Genomic DNA, 16,215 nt, shown 5'->3' on the forward strand with positions numbered 1-16,215 from the left:
GGATCGCGTGCAAAAATGGGCGTTCAGGCTTACCGCGCAACAGGTAATCCCGCATAACGGGTCGTATACGCTGGCGAGAGCATCTCACGCTTCATCGCCCAGGGCTTCTGAATGCCCTGTCCGGCAAACCAGACCCTGCTATTGGTTTTCTGATTAATATTATCAATAACCTGCATTAACTCCGCATGGTTAACCCGTGGCGGATAGTTATCAAACAGATTTAACTGCGCAACGCCGTGACTGAAAAAGTCACCCAGCATTACCCCGGCTTTCATATAACGATGACCATTGATCCAGATACGATCGAGGCACTCCATCGCCGCGCGGATAATATCGCGCGTATCACTGGTCGGTGTCAGCACTTTCACCATCGCCTGATTGCCATAGAAGGTTTCCCCCTGCGCATGGGGGCTGGTGCGCACAAACACCGATATTTGCTGGCAATACTGATGCTCTCCCCGCAGCTTTTCCGCCGCACGCTCCGCGTAGGCGCATACCGCTTCGCGCATATCGGCATACTCGGTAATGCGGCTGCTAAAGGAGCGGCTGCAGAGAATCTGCTGTTTAGGCGGCGGGCACTCGTCGGTTTCCAGACAAGGTTCACCACGCAGCTCACGTACCGTACGCTCCAGCACTACGTTAAAGTTTTTGCGGATAAAGCTCGGGGTGGCTTCCGCCAGATGCAGGGCGCTTTCAATCCCCATCAGTTGCAGTCGCTTACCGATACGGCGCCCTACGCCCCAGACATCGCCGACCTCGACCAGACTGAGCAGCTTACGCTGGCGATCAATATTCGACAGATCCAGCACGCCGTTGGTTTTGCTCCATAGCTTGGCGGCATGATTCGCCAGCTTAGCCAGCGTTTTGGTCGGCGCAATACCGACGCCAACCCGCATATGGGTTTCACGCAAAATACGTTGCTGCACCTGCTGGCCGAACAGCTCCAGCGACATGCAGTTACTGACGCCGTGCAGCACCAGGAAGGCTTCATCAATCGAATAGATCTCCACCTGCGGCGCCATCTCTTCCAGAATGGTCATCACCCGCTCACTCATATCGGCATACAGCGCATAGTTGGAGCTGAATACCGTGACCTGATGGCGCTGAAACAGCGCTTTCTGTTTGAAATAAGGATCCGCCATGGTGATCCCCAGCTTTTTAGCTTCTGCGCTACGCGCAATCACACAGCCGTCATTATTACTCAGCACCACCACCGGTTTACCGCGTAAATCGGGACGAAACACCGTCTCACAGGAGGCATAGAAGCTGTTGACATCGACCAGCGCATACATAGTTATTGATAGTTTCCCGGGCTAAAAGTGCATGACAGATAAACTGTATATATATACAGTATTACCAATCGCAGGTGGTGATCAAGCAACTTGTGGCAGAATTTCACGAAGGGGTTGTTGTTATGGGGGATTTATCTGTGTCAGCCAGGCTAACAATCGCTACTTCTTCCTTCGCAAAAGCGGGCTATGCCCGCCCTTTTGCAGTTTTGAATGGAACTATACTTGTGGAGGTGGGTTCATCGCTCGCGTCCACAGAGGATCAGAAGCCCATCCAGGGATAAAACCCATTTTTTCCCAGGTAACACAGTCCGGCTTTTCGGCCATCACTCCATTAAGTTGATTTTTCAGGCCATCCGACCACGACACCTGATCTGACAGGTATTTAAGGACAACGAGTCGGCTGTACAATGTCTGGGGATTAGACATGTGATGCTCATAGCCATTAAGCCGGGAAGGAGGAAAGGCCTTAAAGACCCTGTTCAAGATACGGTTATGGTGTGCGGCCAGGTTTCGAAAATGGCTAAGGGTATGAAACCAGGAAGTCATGACTTCAGTATTACGAATATTAAATTTTTCGGCAATTTTCTTTTGATCATAGTGATGCAGATTTTTATATATTCTTGACCATGCGCCAAAGCTCAGGGTTTCCGTAATCATCCATGAAGGAGGATATTTAGGGTGGCCATATTTTTCTTTATAGTGATCAATAAAGACCTCCTTCGCCTCTCTTATCTGGCCGAAAAAACCCTCATAGTCGTAATCATTATCTAAGTTTGTTAAGTCCATAAACCAGTGACTACCATACTTAGCACACATATATTCTGATAAACAGGTACGTAAACCAATTTCTACTTTCTGGATTTGTTCAAGGACGATCAGCCTCAGTTTCCTGTCAAATTCATATAGTGCAATAATGTCTTCTAATCGCGTTCCAGAAATAAAGGTTTTTGGTTCTACTAATCGGGGATAACTTTCCTGCATAACCTGATAAAAAGGTATGCAATACCCTCTCAGACGAAAATAACCAATAAACGTAAGAACGGTAACTGCTGCGTTTTCATCATTGATAATCAGACCGCGTCGTCGGAGCCTGGCGGTTAATGCAGGGATAGTTTCTGGCGGTTTCTGATACAACCTGAGTCTGCTGTTCTGCTGGCGTCCCATGGAGTCCTTTCCAGTATGAGAAATTTAGCAAAAAAAAAACCCGCCATAATGCGCATCTCTGGGAGACTAGGCGTGGCGGGTGTACTTGCAATAAATGCTACCCAAATTTCACCCACCCGTCAATCCCGTCAGCTCACACTTCATTCAGTATGATGCGGTAAGCGCCGCAATTTTTCAAACAGCCAGAAGAACGCTGAGGAGCAAATATTCAGCGGCGATATCACGGGTTATCCGCAGTTTTCCCGACTGCATGCGCTTGATCGAAGACGCGGCAGTAAGAAAGGGGGCGTAACGCCCCCCTGCTAACAATATTATACGGTGATAAACACCCGGCCAATGCGGCCGCGCTCTTCCGCGCGACGATGGGCGGCGGCGGCTTCCGACAGCGGGAAAGTGGCATCAATCGGTAGCTGCAACTCGCCATGCAGTGCTTTTTCCAGCAGATCGGCGACCAGCGCCCGCGGCTGCGGATCACCCATTTCCGGGCCAAACAGACAGCCGATAACGGTTTTGCGATGCATCAGCAAATGCCCGGCATCAATTGGCTGGTTACGTCCAGCCAGTACGCCGATCAATACCGCGCGCCCCCCTTCTCGCAGCGCCTCGATACCATCGCTCAGCTCCGGGCCGCCAATATTATCAATCAGCAGATCGACCGCATTGCCACCCAGCAAATCACGCAGCTGGGCGCTGGCAGTACGGGAGCCGGTAACAATGGCGTCGGTTAAACCATACTGGCGCAGCTTTTCCAGGCTGGCGAGACTGGTGCCGGTGCCAATCACGCGTGCGCCCATTTTTGCCGCCAGCTGTACCGCAGCAATACCCACGCCGCCAGCAGCGCCGAGAATCAGTACCGTCTGACCGCGTTGCAGCGCACCAAGCTGTAACGCCCAGGCCGCAGTACCCGGCCCGACCGGAATTGCCGCCGCAATCCGCATATCCAGCCCCGGCGGCACTACAAAGCAGTTTGTCGCCGGAACCACGCGCAGTTCCGCGTGCGACCCTGTCCAGTAAAAGGTGGTGACCTTCTGGCCCACCGCAAATCCCTCTACCGCTTTACCAACCTGCAGCACTTCGCCCGCAGCTGCATATCCGAGGATAGCGTCCGCGCCGCCGGCACGATATCTGCGTCCGACCAAATCGCCACCTTCGATACTGATCGCTTCAACGCGGATCAGTAACTCAGTATCCGCTGGCGTCGGATCGGCAACGTCCTCCAGCCGTAAAACTTCCGGCTCGCCGGGCTGGTCATAGATTATCGCTTTCATCTGTTTCTCCATCAGTGTGCTGTAATAACAGAAATAACAGAGTGATAGCCAACAAAGATACCCTCATAGTGCTATTGGGCCATTTAACGATGGGCGGTTGTCAGTCAGCCACTGTGCAACATCGGTCACCTCAATGCCGTGCCGGGCATTAAAACTGTCTGCTTTTTCCCACGCCACGCCCTCCGCACGCGCAAAAGCCAGCCGGTAAGCGGCGGCCAGATCGCCGGGCGTCGCCGCCGCCGTCTGCTGCAGGCTCTGATGACTAAGCACCTGCAGAGTGAAAGGTACGCCATAGTGCTCACTCAGCACACGGGTCAGCTGGCGATAAGTAAGGGTATCGCCCGCGATATATACCACTGCGTTGTTAAACGCTGGCTGATGGCAGAAGATCTGCGCGGTAAGCTGACCAATATCTTCCGGCGTGGTCAGCGTAAGCGCATAGTCAGCAGCGCCCGGCGCATAAATCCGCTGCTGCTGCCAGTCGACAATGCCGAAGCTCGGTTCAAACAGATAGCTGGTAAACATGCCGGTGGAAACAATTACCCACTGCGTCTGCTGCTGAGCACGTAATATTTCGCGCACCGCCAGCTGTTCATCCCATACCGGCTGCCCGCTGCCTTTACCAATCTGGTCGTAATCGACACCAAACTGCCACGGGAAATAGCGTGCGACACCGGCATCCAGCACCGCCCGGGTGATCTTCAGCTGAGTGCCTGCGCCGCCAACAAAACCACTACAGTTGATAATCGCATCAAAAGGCGCAAAACAGTGGCTCAGTTCCGCGGTGGTTTGCCGGGCAAAATCCGCGGTAATCACCGTAACGCCCCACTCCGCAAACTGCTTTAGCCGCGCCTGGCTGGCCGGGTGCGGATTGGTTAACGATGCCGGACGCAGCAACACACTCAGCCGCAACGCGGGATGCTGCTGACGTTGCCGGATAAAGCCAGCCAGCATCGCCATACCCAGTTCGCCCGCCCCCAGAATCAAAATATTTTGCCATTGACGCATGTCAGAATCGTTCATACTCTCCTCCTGTTGTTGCGCCCTATCCTGCCAGCGCCGGGGGGAGGCAACAATCAGGTACACGCGTGATACCAGGGGAAATAATGAAGTTAAGTGCAGAGAGAATCAGTCAGTTCGCGGCAATTTGTGATGCGCTCAGCGATGAAGATGACAGCATGAAGCGCGAGATCCTCACCCATACCGGCAACCGCTGGTCACTGGGAATTGTCTACGCCTTAGGTACGCAGGGCGCACTGCGCCATGGCGAGCTGGCGCGCGAGCTGAGCGGCATCACGCAACGCATGCTGACCCGCACGTTGCGCCAGCTGGAACGTGACGGCCTGATTAGCCGTCATGACTACCAGCAAAAATATCCGCATCCGCGGGTCGAATATACGTTAACGGCTTTGGGCGAAGGGATGTTGCTGAATATGCTGCCGTTATGGAACTGGCTGATGGATAACGCGGCGGCCTTTCGTAGCGCCCGCAGCCGTTTCGCCGCCAGCCATCCGGCAGATAATGTGCCGTGATACGGAGATTACTGCATATTTTTAATCACAAATGTCACCACCCCGAACACATCGAGCCGATCTTCGCTACCGATCATAATCGGTGAGTAAGCGCGGTTCATCGGCATCAGTTGCACGCGCGGCTTCAGCAGTAACTTTTTTACCGTAAACTCGCCTTCCACCGCCGCCACCACAATGCTGCCATGAGTAGCATTCAGCGAACTGTCGACCACCAGCATATCATCGTCACTGATCCCGGCTTCGATCATCGAATCACCAGACACTTTGACAAAATAGGTGGCGCTGGGATGCAGGATGCAGTGCTCATTTAAATCGATCCGTTTTTCGACGTAGTCCTGGGCCGGAGACGGGAAACCGCAGGGAACCTTTTCCAGAAACAGCGGGAGGGAAACAGCGGGAGGAATATCTGCCATGCGTAAGAAAGTTATCATGCTGACCTGCAAAATATCTGTATATACATACAGTATTATCGTTCACAACAGCAGTGACAACTGGATTTTTTCGGAAACCGGCTAGCAGACTGATTGTGCAGGAGATTTAGTTAACCGATCTTTCCGCTCGAATTGATGGCCTTGAACCTCAGCGGATGCGGAATACATTGCCCCCCAGCGCTGTGGTCAACTCAGCGACAGAACGGGTGCCGCCGGACTGCCATTCTGAGTTGTTATTTAACTTTAGTTTCCCCCCCTTACGCTACGCTGGCGTCGGTCTGATATTCAGAACATGCCAGTTTAATTACGCTAAGGGGAAGGATTTCTATGCGCCAGTTTAATTTTGTTAAAGAGAGGATCTCTGTACGTCAGTATAGTGATGTAAAAACCCTTCTCTTTTTCACCATTTTTATTATCATTTACCTGTTACCTGGAATATATGGTCATACACCATGGAAACAGGACGAAAATTATAGTTTTGGCATCATTCAGTCTATGTATGAAAGCGGTAACTGGCTGGTTCCCACCAATGCTGGCGAACCCTTTATGGAGAAGCCCCCCCTTTATTACTGGGTGGCGACTATAATGGTACATCTGTTATCCAATCTATTACCATTGCATGATGCTGCCAGAACAGCGACGTTTTTATTCTCAACACTTAATTTTTATTTCTTTATTCTTCTGGCTAAAAGAGTATTTCAGAGTAAAGATCTTTCTGACTATCGCATTTGGTTAGCCTTTGCAGTTTATATCTGCGCCCCTGGAGCATTACGTCACAGCCATGATATGTTTACTGATACAGCATTAACCGCTGGCGCAACGATTGGACTGTATGGCCTGATGGGCCTGATTCGCCAGGAGAAAGTCTCTGCGTCAGCGCTGTGGCTTTGTCTGGGAACGGTTTTCACCATGTTGTCCAAAGGGGTTTTTATTCCAGGCGTATTATGGATTTCGTTAATCCTGAGACCTCTGTTTCTGCCTCAGTGCCGATCTAAAAATTTCTGGCGCCCTTCTCTGATTGCCGGGGGGGTTGCATTACTCCTTATTCTGCCATGGCCAGCACTGCTTTATTTTAAACACCCCGATCTTTTCATGGTGTGGTTCTGGGATAATAATATTGGTCGTTTTTTAGGGTTTTCGGTCTCCTCTCTTGGTGCAGGAGCCACACCGACCCTGATACCTGAGGCCATTGTCTTTTTTTCTCTGCCGTCAGGGATACTGGCAACACTCTATTTCCTTCGTCATCCTGTTAAGCGATTGTTTAATCAGGACGAGTATGCCATTACTATGTACTCTTTATCAGGGTTAATATTACTGCAGATATCAGCAACCAGCCGGGCTCTTTATCTGCTGCCATTTATCGCACCAATGGCAATACTTGGTTCCCGGCTGCTGCTACAAATAAAACCAAAGCCATTACAGTATTTTTCTTATTTCGCTTCTATTTTCTGGTCCGGACTTATTCTGCTTCTCTGGTGTGTTTATTTTCTCAAGCTGACCCACGACCAGAAGGAGTGGCTGGCAACATTCGATCGCTGGTTGCCGATGGGCTATGAAATGCATTTTTCGTGGCTACCCTTTATCTTCGCCTTTACAGTAACCGTTCTCTGGTTTTGTCGCAGATACCTGTATGGCTCAGCGAACCAACCATTACGCGCGGCGCTGGACTGGGGGGCCGGGATCACCGCTACCTGGGGGATATTGTTTACGTTATTTATTGGCTGGATTGACTATGCTAAGGGGTACGAAGGTGTCTTTTCAGCTCTGAGAAATCAGCTTGTGGGCCAGTATCGGGAAAGTGATTGTATGGCCTCTTACAAGATTGGTGAATCAGAAGCGCCCATGCTGTATTACTTCACCGGTATCCTCCATCAACGCCAGACAATGTTTGAACAACCGGAGCACTGTCGTTGGTTGATAATACTGTCTGATCATATCCCCCCGCCCCCCGAAGGGATGGAACTATTCTGGTATGGTAACCGGCCAGGTGAAAAACGTAATAATTTAGTCGTTTACAGAATACTGCGCCGCTAAAAAAGCAGGGTCGAATAATAAACATCTGGCACAAAACGGGGGTTTTCTGGTGATCTCTCATTCCTGTGAAAGCTGCGCCAGCCACTCGTCGCGGGTGATCTCCCATACTTCTGAGTCCAGTACGCCCGCGACATACTCTTTTTGCCCGCGGCTGACTAAGCGCATTCCACTCTTAATCGAGATTTTCCTTGAGCCGTTATTCACACCGGCTTTCGGCGCACGCAATACCGGGCGTTGCAGCTGGTTAAACCAGAAATCAGTGACGATCCGGCAGGCCTCCGTCATCAGGCCCTGACGCTGCCACTCCGGCACCAGCCAGAAGCCGCGATTATTATCCGCATCATCGGACAGACAGATCAGGCCAATCATCTCTGCAGGCGCGGCTGTACGCCGGATGGACCAGAACCATGCGGTTCCGGCCGCCACCGCCGGAAGTGCCACCTGGTTAACGTAATGTTCCGCGCCATTGTCCGGAAATGGCCAGGGCACCGTGGCCGCCAGATGACGGACAATTTCCCAGCGCGGAAATATCTGCTGCATCTGCCGGGCATCTTCTGCGGTTAACGGCAGTAAAATCAGTCGCTCAGTCAGCAGCGGTGGAGTGGCCATGGTTTATCCTTGTCAGATGCATAAACAAACATCATGCCGTTAAAGCAAGCGCGCGGGCAACAGCAGTCTGTTTTTTCCATCATCACTGGCAATTCTGCGCACTTTTATCACACTTAAGGCTGACCTGAACAACCGGAGAAGCCGCCATGAGCAGCACTAACGCGAAAATCGATTTCCCGCCACAGAACGTCAGAAAATATCTTGAGCCAGGCCCGGTGGTGCTGATCTCTTCGCAGTGGCAGGAAGAGCACGACATTATGACTCTCGGCTGGCATACCATTATGGAATTCTCGCCGTCGCTGGTGGGCTGTATGATTTCCGCCATGAATCACAGCCATCAGCTGATCCGCGCCAGCGGTGAATGCGTGATCAATCTGCCAACGGCGGATCTGGTCGATAAGGTGGTGGCGATTGGCAACAGCAGCGGGACCAGGATCGATAAATTCAGTGCCAACCAGCTGACGGCAGCGGCCGCCAGCAAGGTGCAGGCGCCGCTGATTGAAGAGTGTTACGCGAACTTTGAGTGCCGGTTATACGATGATGCGCTGGTGGAAAACTATAACTTCTTTATTTTTGAAGTGGTGAAAGCACATATCTGTCGTCAGCCGGAATACCCACAAACCCTGCACTATACCGGCGACGGCATCTTTACGCTTGCCGGTGACCAGCATCTTGATAAAAGCGCGGATTTTCGCCCGGAAATGCTGTAGTTCAGCGGCTCATGCTGGCGGCGTTGTCGGGTAGCGTGCGGTCCCCTTCGCCCAGCTCGCGCTGCAGGAAAACGGTATCCAGCCACTGACCGTGCTTCAGCCCTACCGAATGCAGGGTGCCGCACAGCGTGAATCCCAGCGATTCATGCAGCGCCAGCGAACCATGATTTTCGCTGTTGCCGACATTGGCAATCATCTGGCGATAACCCTGCTGTTGCGCCCAGTCAATGGCATGCTGCAACAGGGTCTTACCCACGCCGCGCCCCTGATAATCGGCAGCGACATACACTGAATCTTCCAGCGTGTAACGATAGGCATAGCGCGTGCGATAAAATGACAGATAACAGTATCCCATTACGCAGCCATCCATTTCCGCTACCAGCCAGATCAGCCCTTCCTGCTGTACTTTGGCAATGCGGCTGGCCATCTCTTCAGCGGAGGGCGGCAGCGTTTCAAAACTGCCCAGACCGGTGCTGACATGGTGGGCGTAAATCGCCTGAATGGCGGCAATATGATTTTTATCGGCGTTAAGGATGTTCACGGTTTTTTTCGCAAAGATTAATCTGGATGTCTCTGAGAATACCGCAATCCTGTGATGGCACTAAATAGCTAATACTTATAACGTTTACGCCGTCAACAACCGTTTTTTTGTAAACCGACGCTGGTTGCCAGCGGGCAGATATGCCTACAATAGAAGATATGTATTAACAGGCAGGAGTTTTACGATGGCGATTGAATACGCAATTATTGCCGGTGGCTGTTTCTGGTGTACCGAAGCGGTATTTAAAGATGTAATCGGCGTAGAAACCGTCGAAAGCGGCTATATCGGTGGCCACACCGCCAATCCGACCTATGAAGACGTGTGCAGCGGCACCACCGGCCATGCCGAGGGTATCCGCATCGGTTTTGACCCGGAGAAGCTGAACTATGGCGATTTACTGGATATCAGTTTCGCCACTCACGATCCTACGCAGCTAAACCGCCAGGGCAATGATATTGGCACCCAATACCGCTCAGCAATTTTCCCGACCAGCGAGGCGCAACGTCAGGAAGCGGCTGCGGCCATTACGCGGGCGCAGCAGGATAATCAGCAACCGGTAGTGACGACGATTGAAAGCGGTGAATGGTATCCGGCGGAAAACTACCATCAGGATTACTGGAGTGGCCGTGGTCAGCAGAACGGTTACTGCATGGCGGTGATCCCACCAAAACTGCAGAAGCTACGTAAAAGCTATGCAAACCGGGTGAAATCGCTGAATCCGTAGCAGTGACGGCAGGTTTTTTGCCTGAAAAAATCGTTAATGGTTACGCCTTAACCGAATATAACGAAAGGGAAAAAATCTGCTTGACCGTTACCGCCCGACTCCCTATAGTAGCGCCCCGTTGCCCTCTGCGGAGGATGACGTGAAAAAAAACGGTGAGGTGTCCGAGTGGCTGAAGGAGCACGCCTGGAAAGTGTGTATACGGCAACGTATCGAGGGTTCGAACCCCTCTCTCACCGCCATCTTAAAAGAGAAAGTCTGAACGCAAGTTCAGACTTTTTTTTGTCTGAAGTTTATGCAGCGAGAGATTTGCCTCATCGTGTCAGACGTCGGGGGGCTCTATCAGGTCAGAGGCCACGGGAACTAAACCTTTCACTAATTCAGTCCGCAGTTCTATCTCTTTATTCAATAAGTCATTCAGCCGTTCATTGTCCTTACTGGTGACCAAATACCCAGGCTGGTTTACTTTAAAATACAGTGACCGTATTTTAGCCTGCACCTTAACCAGTTGCGATTGTCCCTCTGTACTTGCATGACTAGTCACAGGCTGCTCCGCTTCGGTTAGTGTCCGCATAAGCTGCTCTCCACACTGCTGGTTCGATGCAAATGAGGCGAAAAAGCGCTGAAAATCTTCCGCGCTTGATAGTTTTTGCGCAGCTGAACTGATAACTGTGCTGCCTTCAAGGCTGGATTTAACCACCGCCAGCCCTTCGCTGAGCGTGGAAAAGCCGAAGGTATAAGCGGCAATAATTTTTTTTTCCTCAGAAACCATCATCACCGACAGGAACAAAAGTTTATTTTCCGCCATAAATTTCTGTATTTCAGTGCCATCATGTTCACGAAATGCTTCAGCTAATGCTGTGGGCATAACCCTGACTTCAGAACCTTCCACTGGCTGACCTAACAGATGTACAGCATTTTGATGTTCAGCGGTTAACACCGAGACAGCGCTAACCAGAGCCGGTTGATCAAATTGCATGTTGCGTGACACGCCACTGATATCTGACATAAATTCTGCCCTCTGAAGATCATTAAAAATCAGAAAATGTCATAATTATTTATTCAGTTCTTCTAAATTTTGACTTTCCTGAATGGATATTGATGAGCAGAATACTGTGTTTTAGCCATAAAAAAGCCCGGACTTACGTCCGGGCTTGCGGCTACATACTAACTCAACTAACTATAAGCATGCAGCGTGCGCTGACAGAGCATCGAGCGCACACAGTCATCTTTACCAAAACGTACGATGCCAATCATCTCATCTTCCTCGAAGCGCGCTAAAGCATCGCTGAGGCCCGATTGCACATGGGACGGTAAATCACACTGAGTGATATCACCGTTGACGATAACCGTCACGTTTTCCCCAAGGCGTGTCAGAAACATCTTCATCTGAGCGGCGGTGACGTTTTGCGCCTCATCAAGGATCACCACGGCGTTTTCAAAGGTGCGTCCACGCATATAAGCAAAGGGCGCGATTTCGACCTTACCGATTTCAGGTCGCAGACAGTACTGCATAAAGGAAGAACCCAGACGTTTAACCAGAACGTCATACACCGGCCGGAAATAAGGCGCGAACTTCTCTGAGATATCACCTGGCAAAAATCCCAGATCCTCATCCGCCTGCAGTACCGGACGCGTAACAATAATCCTGTCGACATCCTTATGTATCAGGGCCTCGGCCGCTTTCGCGGCACTGATCCAGGTTTTACCGCAACCTGCTTCGCCGGTAGCGAAGATCAGTTGTTTCTTTTCTATGGCATTGAGATAGTGCGCCTGAGCTTCATTTCTGGCTTCAATCGGTGAATGGTCGCGGGTATCACGTGCCATGCCAATTGAATCCAGCCCACCCATCTGCACCAGCGAGGTGACCGATTCTTCTTCACGCTGACGATGACTGCGTGAATCGCTACGAAGCACACGTTTTGCTTCACGACGCGCTTTGATCACTGCTTTCTGTCTTCCCATAGTGGCACCTTACAGTTGGTTTCATTTCCCGCTGCTCTTAACATTAAGAGAAGCGATTACGTGAACGCTTTAGAGGTCGTGGCTTCCTTTTAAGCCTTGAATAGCCGTTGAGAAAAGTGCGCACAGAGGCCATAGCGTATTACGCACCGGGTAATGCATATCAGTTTGAATAGGGCGTTGGAAACAGAAAAGAGAAGAGAATATTGTTGAGGAAGAGACACCCTCGCGAGGAAAAGCGCTTAAACAGCCACTAACATTTAATTGTCCTGATACTGCTTTTTCCATTCGCGATCTCCATGGTAATTCATAAACACATCTGACTACCGCTAAGATTAAAGTGCATCAAACCACGATCAGATTGCAACATTATTTTCACTTCTTATCGCAGAAAAAAGCATAGATTTTATCGGCAAATTAAGCGCTAAATTAAATTCCCCATATAAAACAATGGGTTTTATCAGGTCATTATTGGGGGAATAAATCAGAGGATCCGCAGCTGATAAGCACAACAGGATCATTAATAGAAAATTAGATTAAAAACTAACCGCCACTTCCCGGCAGGGAGTGGCGGCCAGAGTGGCTATCAAGCTTCGAGTAAACTTTGCGCCAGATAATGTTTATCATCCGGCACACCTGGCAAGGCGAAAAAATAACCGCCGCCGACAGGTTTGATATACTCTTCCAGCGCTTCGCCATTTAAACGCTTTTGCACCGTCAGAAAGCCTTTTTCTAAATCATGCTGATAACAGACAAATAACAGCCCCATCTCCAGCTGGCCGGAATTTGACACTCCCAGCGAATAGCTATAACCACGACGCAGCATCAGGCTATTACTGGTTTCCGCCGTACGTGGATTCGCCAGGCGAATATGCGCATCCAGCGGGATGATATTACCGTCCGGGTCTTTAGCGTAATCCGGTACATCATGCTCATGCTGCATGCCCAGCGGCGCACCGCTATGCTTTTCACGGCCAAAAATGGTCTGCTGCTCGCGTAACGGCGTACGGTCCCAGAACTCAACGCGGAACTGGATTATGCGCACCGCCTGATAACTGCCGCCCTGCGTCCATGCCGGTTCTCCCTGCGCGCCGCTGACCCACAGAACGCGATCCATCAGCGGTTGATCGGCGGTATCCGGGTTAGCGGTACCATCTTTAAAGCCCAGCAGGTTAATCGGCGTCTCTTTACCGCGGCTGCGCGCTGCATGGTCGGATATAAACCCTTCCCTGCGCCAGCGCACACTCAGCAGATCCGGCGAATGCTTAATAATATCGCGCAGCGCGTGGATCACCGTATCGTTGGTATTGGCGCAAATCTGCAACAGCAGGTCGCCATGACAGAGGCTGGCATCCAGCGCATCATTGGGAAAACGCGTCATAGCTTGCAGCTTATTGGGTTTCAGCTGCTGTAAACCAAAGCGCTCATCAAACAGCGATGCGCCGAGCGATACGGTGATAGTCAGATTATCAGGGTAGATATTGTCGCCAAGGATGCCGGAATCCAGCGGCGGCAGCTGTGGATTACTGACCAGAGGCGCTTTACCGCCTTTGGTTAAAAACGCAATGCGCCTGGTCAGCAGGATAAACAGGCGTTGCAGATCGTTTTTATCCGCCGCCAGCACATCAAAAGCCACCAGCATCATGGCGGCCTGTTGTGGGGTGACGATACCGGCCTGATGCGAACCGTAGAAAGGCTGCTCCTCCATCCGCGCATTCGGCGGCAAGGCGCCAGGCGAGAAGGATTTCTCCTGCTCCGCGGCGGCGGCCACCGGGCAACCGCCAGCTACTACCAGGGCACCACTGAGGATGCCCATCCCTTTCAATAATCGCCGACGCGACGGCATCGTCGCATCATACTCTTTTGCCATTTGTGCTTAATCCAGGCCTAAGGTACCGCGCAGCAGAGAGAGATCTTCAGCCAGGGAAGTGATCGGTCCTTTCAGCGCATTACGATCGGCAGTAGTGAGTTTATCGTAGGACTCATAGCCCTCTTTGGTACGATACTTATCAAGGATCGTATCCACTTTTTTGAAGTTGCCATCCACTTTCGCCAGCAGCTCGGGATTGGCTTTGACCAGCAACGGACGCAGCAGGTTAACAATTTTCTGCGCACCGTCGACGTTGGCGCGGAAGTCCCACAGATCGGTACGGCTGTAACGATCTTCTTCGCCGGAAATTTTACTGGACGCCACTTCTTCAATCAGACCCGCCGCGCCGCCCACCACTTTACCTGGCGGGAATGCCAGTTCGTTGATGCGGGTTTGCAGATCCAGCGTGTCTTTATACAGACGGTCAGCAAAGGCTTCCTGTCCTTTGGTGGTGTTGTCGGCAAACAGCGCTTTCTCCAGACGGTGGAAACCGGTGAAGTTAGGATCTTCTGCTTTCTTCTCGAAGTCATCTTCGCGCGCATCGATGCTGCCATCAAGATCGGAGAACAACTCGGCGATAGGCTCAATGCGCTCGTAGTGCTGACGGGTTGGTGCAAACAGCGCTTTCGCTTTATCGAGATCGCCGGCTTTTATCGCATCGGTAAAGGCTTTGGTACCGGTTACCAGCTGCTCAACTTCTTTGGTGACATACACTTTGTACTCAGCAATCGGGCCGACCAGCTGCAATACATCCGGTTTACCGTCATTCACTTTGGCGCCGCTATCTTTGACGATCAGCTTGCCTTTCGGATTGCTCAGCAGGCCACAGGTCATATCGTACTCGCCGGCTTCCAGATTGGCGGTCATCTTCTGGGTGAAACCAGGGGCGATATTCTCACGCTCCTCCACCACCATCACCCCTTTCAGAATCTCCCACTCCAGCCCTTTCTGGCTGTCGTTTTTGATAATAAACTGGGTTTTGCCGGCGTTTACCGTCAGGGTCATCGGCTCACACTGTTTGTCGTTAACGCTAATTTTTACCTGTGGAACATCAGCAGCCTGCGCAGCGGAGGCGGCGGAAATCGCCAGCAGCGCGACGTACAGCGCCTTACGGCGAAAACGAGTAGTCATACAATTTCCCTTTTAGGTCGTTTAAATGCGCGTCGCAAAACGCGCTGTCACCCAGCTTAGCGCGTTGTTCTCGCCGCCGAAGCCGATGGACGTGCTGGCATCGCAAACAGCAGCAGCGCCGGAATCAGATAGATAAAGTACACCGCCACTTCACTGACGGTTGGCGTCTCCTGATAGCCCAGAATCCCTTCCAGCAGCGTGCCGAACAGGGTGTGGGTGGAGAGGGAATTGCTCAGATCGAAGGCGATATCCTGGAAGTGGTTCCACAGACCGGCTTCATGAAAGGCACGGATCGCGCCCGCCGCCAGACCGGCGGCCACAAACAGAATAAACAGGCTGCTCCATTTGAAAAATTTCGCCAGGTTAAGACGCACGCCGCCCCAGTACAGCAGCATGCCGAGGATCACCGCCACCGCCAGGCCAAGCATTGCGCCAACTGGCGGCGCCATCCCGACATCCTGCTGGAAAGCCGCCAGCAGGAAAAATACCGATTCCAGCCCTTCGCGCGCTACGGCGAGAAACACCATCAGCACCAGCGCCCAGCCGTTGTTATTCCCCTTCTGCAGCGCATGGTCGACGGCGTCTTCCAGCTGCGCTTTGACATTGCGGGAGACTTTGCGCATCCAGAACACCATATAAGTCAGGATCGCCACCGCAATCACCGCCACGATGCCTTCAAACAGCTCCTGCTCTTTCTGCGGAAATTCACCGGTGGTTTCATTAATAAACACGCCGACCGCCAGACAGAGCGCCACCGCGATAAACACGCCAATCCACATCGCGCCAAACCATTTCGCCCGTTGGGTACGCTTCAGGTAGCTGGCAATCAGGCTGACAATCAGCGCCGCCTCTAATCCTTCACGTAGCATAATAAGAAATGGAACAAACATGCCTGACACCTCGAATGTGAAACGCGGTCAACGGGGGTAAAGAAACGTAAATCAAAACGA

Annotated in this window: 17 protein-coding genes and 1 tRNA gene; 5 read left to right on the top strand and 13 right to left on the bottom strand. The window is 51.7% G+C overall.

The features are described from left to right. Positions 1–29 precede the first annotated feature (29 nt). The 4 genes from umuC to J2125_RS01515 form a co-directional block, all read right to left on the bottom strand. Positions 30–1,292, bottom strand: coding sequence for a translesion error-prone DNA polymerase V subunit UmuC (gene umuC / locus J2125_RS01500; protein ID WP_017802006.1), 1,263 nt, complete (start codon positions 1,290–1,292; stop codon positions 30–32). A 216-nt stretch (positions 1,293–1,508) separates the two neighbouring features. Next, positions 1,509–2,456: an Abi family protein gene (locus J2125_RS01505; RefSeq protein WP_017802005.1), complete on the bottom strand. Its 948-nt coding sequence runs from the start codon at positions 2,454–2,456 to the stop codon at positions 1,509–1,511. A 311-nt stretch (positions 2,457–2,767) separates the two neighbouring features. Then, complete coding sequence (locus tag J2125_RS01510; protein ID WP_017802004.1) at positions 2,768–3,724, bottom strand: quinone oxidoreductase family protein; 957 nt, start codon at positions 3,722–3,724, stop codon at positions 2,768–2,770. A gap of 63 nt (positions 3,725–3,787) precedes the next feature. After that, positions 3,788–4,747 (bottom strand): aromatic alcohol reductase, encoded by a 960-nt coding sequence (locus J2125_RS01515; protein ID WP_017802003.1) that lies wholly within the window; start codon positions 4,745–4,747, stop codon positions 3,788–3,790. 83 nt (positions 4,748–4,830) lie between these two features. On the opposite strand from J2125_RS01515, the gene J2125_RS01520 reads away from it, so the two are divergent. Beyond that, on the top strand, positions 4,831–5,256 hold the full coding sequence (locus tag J2125_RS01520) for a winged helix-turn-helix transcriptional regulator (RefSeq protein WP_017802002.1): 426 nt from the start codon (positions 4,831–4,833) through the stop codon (positions 5,254–5,256). 8 nt (positions 5,257–5,264) lie between these two features. Here the strand turns inward: J2125_RS01520 and umuD are convergent, their stop codons facing one another. Continuing rightward, on the bottom strand, positions 5,265–5,687 hold the full coding sequence (gene umuD / locus J2125_RS01525; protein ID WP_420864405.1) for a translesion error-prone DNA polymerase V autoproteolytic subunit: 423 nt from the start codon (positions 5,685–5,687) through the stop codon (positions 5,265–5,267). A gap of 327 nt (positions 5,688–6,014) precedes the next feature. On the opposite strand from umuD, the gene J2125_RS01530 reads away from it, so the two are divergent. Continuing rightward, positions 6,015–7,721, top strand: a complete 1,707-nt coding sequence (locus J2125_RS01530) for an ArnT family glycosyltransferase (protein ID WP_017801999.1) — start codon at positions 6,015–6,017, stop codon at positions 7,719–7,721. A 57-nt stretch (positions 7,722–7,778) separates the two neighbouring features. Here J2125_RS01530 and J2125_RS01535 read toward each other — a convergent pair whose 3' ends face one another. Then, entirely contained in the window at positions 7,779–8,330 is a 552-nt protein-coding gene (locus tag J2125_RS01535; protein WP_017801998.1) for a GNAT family N-acetyltransferase, read from the bottom strand. 146 nt (positions 8,331–8,476) lie between these two features. Between J2125_RS01535 and J2125_RS01540 the strand changes: the two genes are divergently transcribed. Then, positions 8,477–9,040: a flavin reductase family protein gene (locus J2125_RS01540; protein WP_017801997.1), complete on the top strand. Its 564-nt coding sequence runs from the start codon at positions 8,477–8,479 to the stop codon at positions 9,038–9,040. Between the two features lies 1 nt (position 9,041). Here J2125_RS01540 and J2125_RS01545 read toward each other — a convergent pair whose 3' ends face one another. Beyond that, positions 9,042–9,581, bottom strand: coding sequence for a GNAT family N-acetyltransferase (locus J2125_RS01545; RefSeq protein WP_017801996.1), 540 nt, complete (start codon positions 9,579–9,581; stop codon positions 9,042–9,044). A gap of 184 nt (positions 9,582–9,765) precedes the next feature. Between J2125_RS01545 and msrA the strand changes: the two genes are divergently transcribed. Beyond that, on the top strand, positions 9,766–10,305 hold the full coding sequence (gene msrA / locus J2125_RS01550; protein WP_017801995.1) for a peptide-methionine (S)-S-oxide reductase MsrA: 540 nt from the start codon (positions 9,766–9,768) through the stop codon (positions 10,303–10,305). A gap of 151 nt (positions 10,306–10,456) precedes the next feature. Beyond that, positions 10,457–10,544, top strand: a tRNA-Ser gene (locus J2125_RS01555). A gap of 80 nt (positions 10,545–10,624) precedes the next feature. On the opposite strand, the gene J2125_RS01560 is transcribed toward J2125_RS01555, so the two are convergent. From J2125_RS01560 to efeU, 6 genes are all read right to left on the bottom strand, one after another. Further along, the gene (locus J2125_RS01560) at positions 10,625–11,311 is read right to left on the bottom strand and encodes a hypothetical protein (protein WP_017800027.1); all 687 of its coding nucleotides are present in this window, start codon (positions 11,309–11,311) and stop codon (positions 10,625–10,627) included. A gap of 167 nt (positions 11,312–11,478) precedes the next feature. Next, positions 11,479–12,267, bottom strand: coding sequence for a phosphate starvation-inducible protein PhoH (gene phoH, locus J2125_RS01565; protein WP_017800028.1), 789 nt, complete (start codon positions 12,265–12,267; stop codon positions 11,479–11,481). A 69-nt stretch (positions 12,268–12,336) separates the two neighbouring features. Continuing rightward, positions 12,337–12,552, bottom strand: coding sequence for a hypothetical protein (locus J2125_RS01570; protein ID WP_209499435.1), 216 nt, complete (start codon positions 12,550–12,552; stop codon positions 12,337–12,339). Between the two features lie 298 nt (positions 12,553–12,850). Next, positions 12,851–14,134, bottom strand: a complete 1,284-nt coding sequence (gene efeB, locus J2125_RS01575; protein WP_017800029.1) for an iron uptake transporter deferrochelatase/peroxidase subunit — start codon at positions 14,132–14,134, stop codon at positions 12,851–12,853. 6 nt (positions 14,135–14,140) lie between these two features. After that, positions 14,141–15,265 carry an iron uptake system protein EfeO gene (gene efeO, locus J2125_RS01580; protein ID WP_017800030.1) on the bottom strand — a complete coding sequence of 375 codons (1,125 nt, stop codon included), beginning with the start codon at positions 15,263–15,265 and terminating at the stop codon, positions 14,141–14,143. 56 nt (positions 15,266–15,321) lie between these two features. Next, on the bottom strand, positions 15,322–16,155 hold the full coding sequence (gene efeU, locus J2125_RS01585; protein WP_017800031.1) for an iron uptake transporter permease EfeU: 834 nt from the start codon (positions 16,153–16,155) through the stop codon (positions 15,322–15,324). Between the last annotated feature and the right edge of the window lie 60 nt (positions 16,156–16,215).

Source organism: Winslowiella toletana (assembly GCF_017875465.1).
Lineage (GTDB): Bacteria > Pseudomonadota > Gammaproteobacteria > Enterobacterales > Enterobacteriaceae > Erwinia > Erwinia toletana.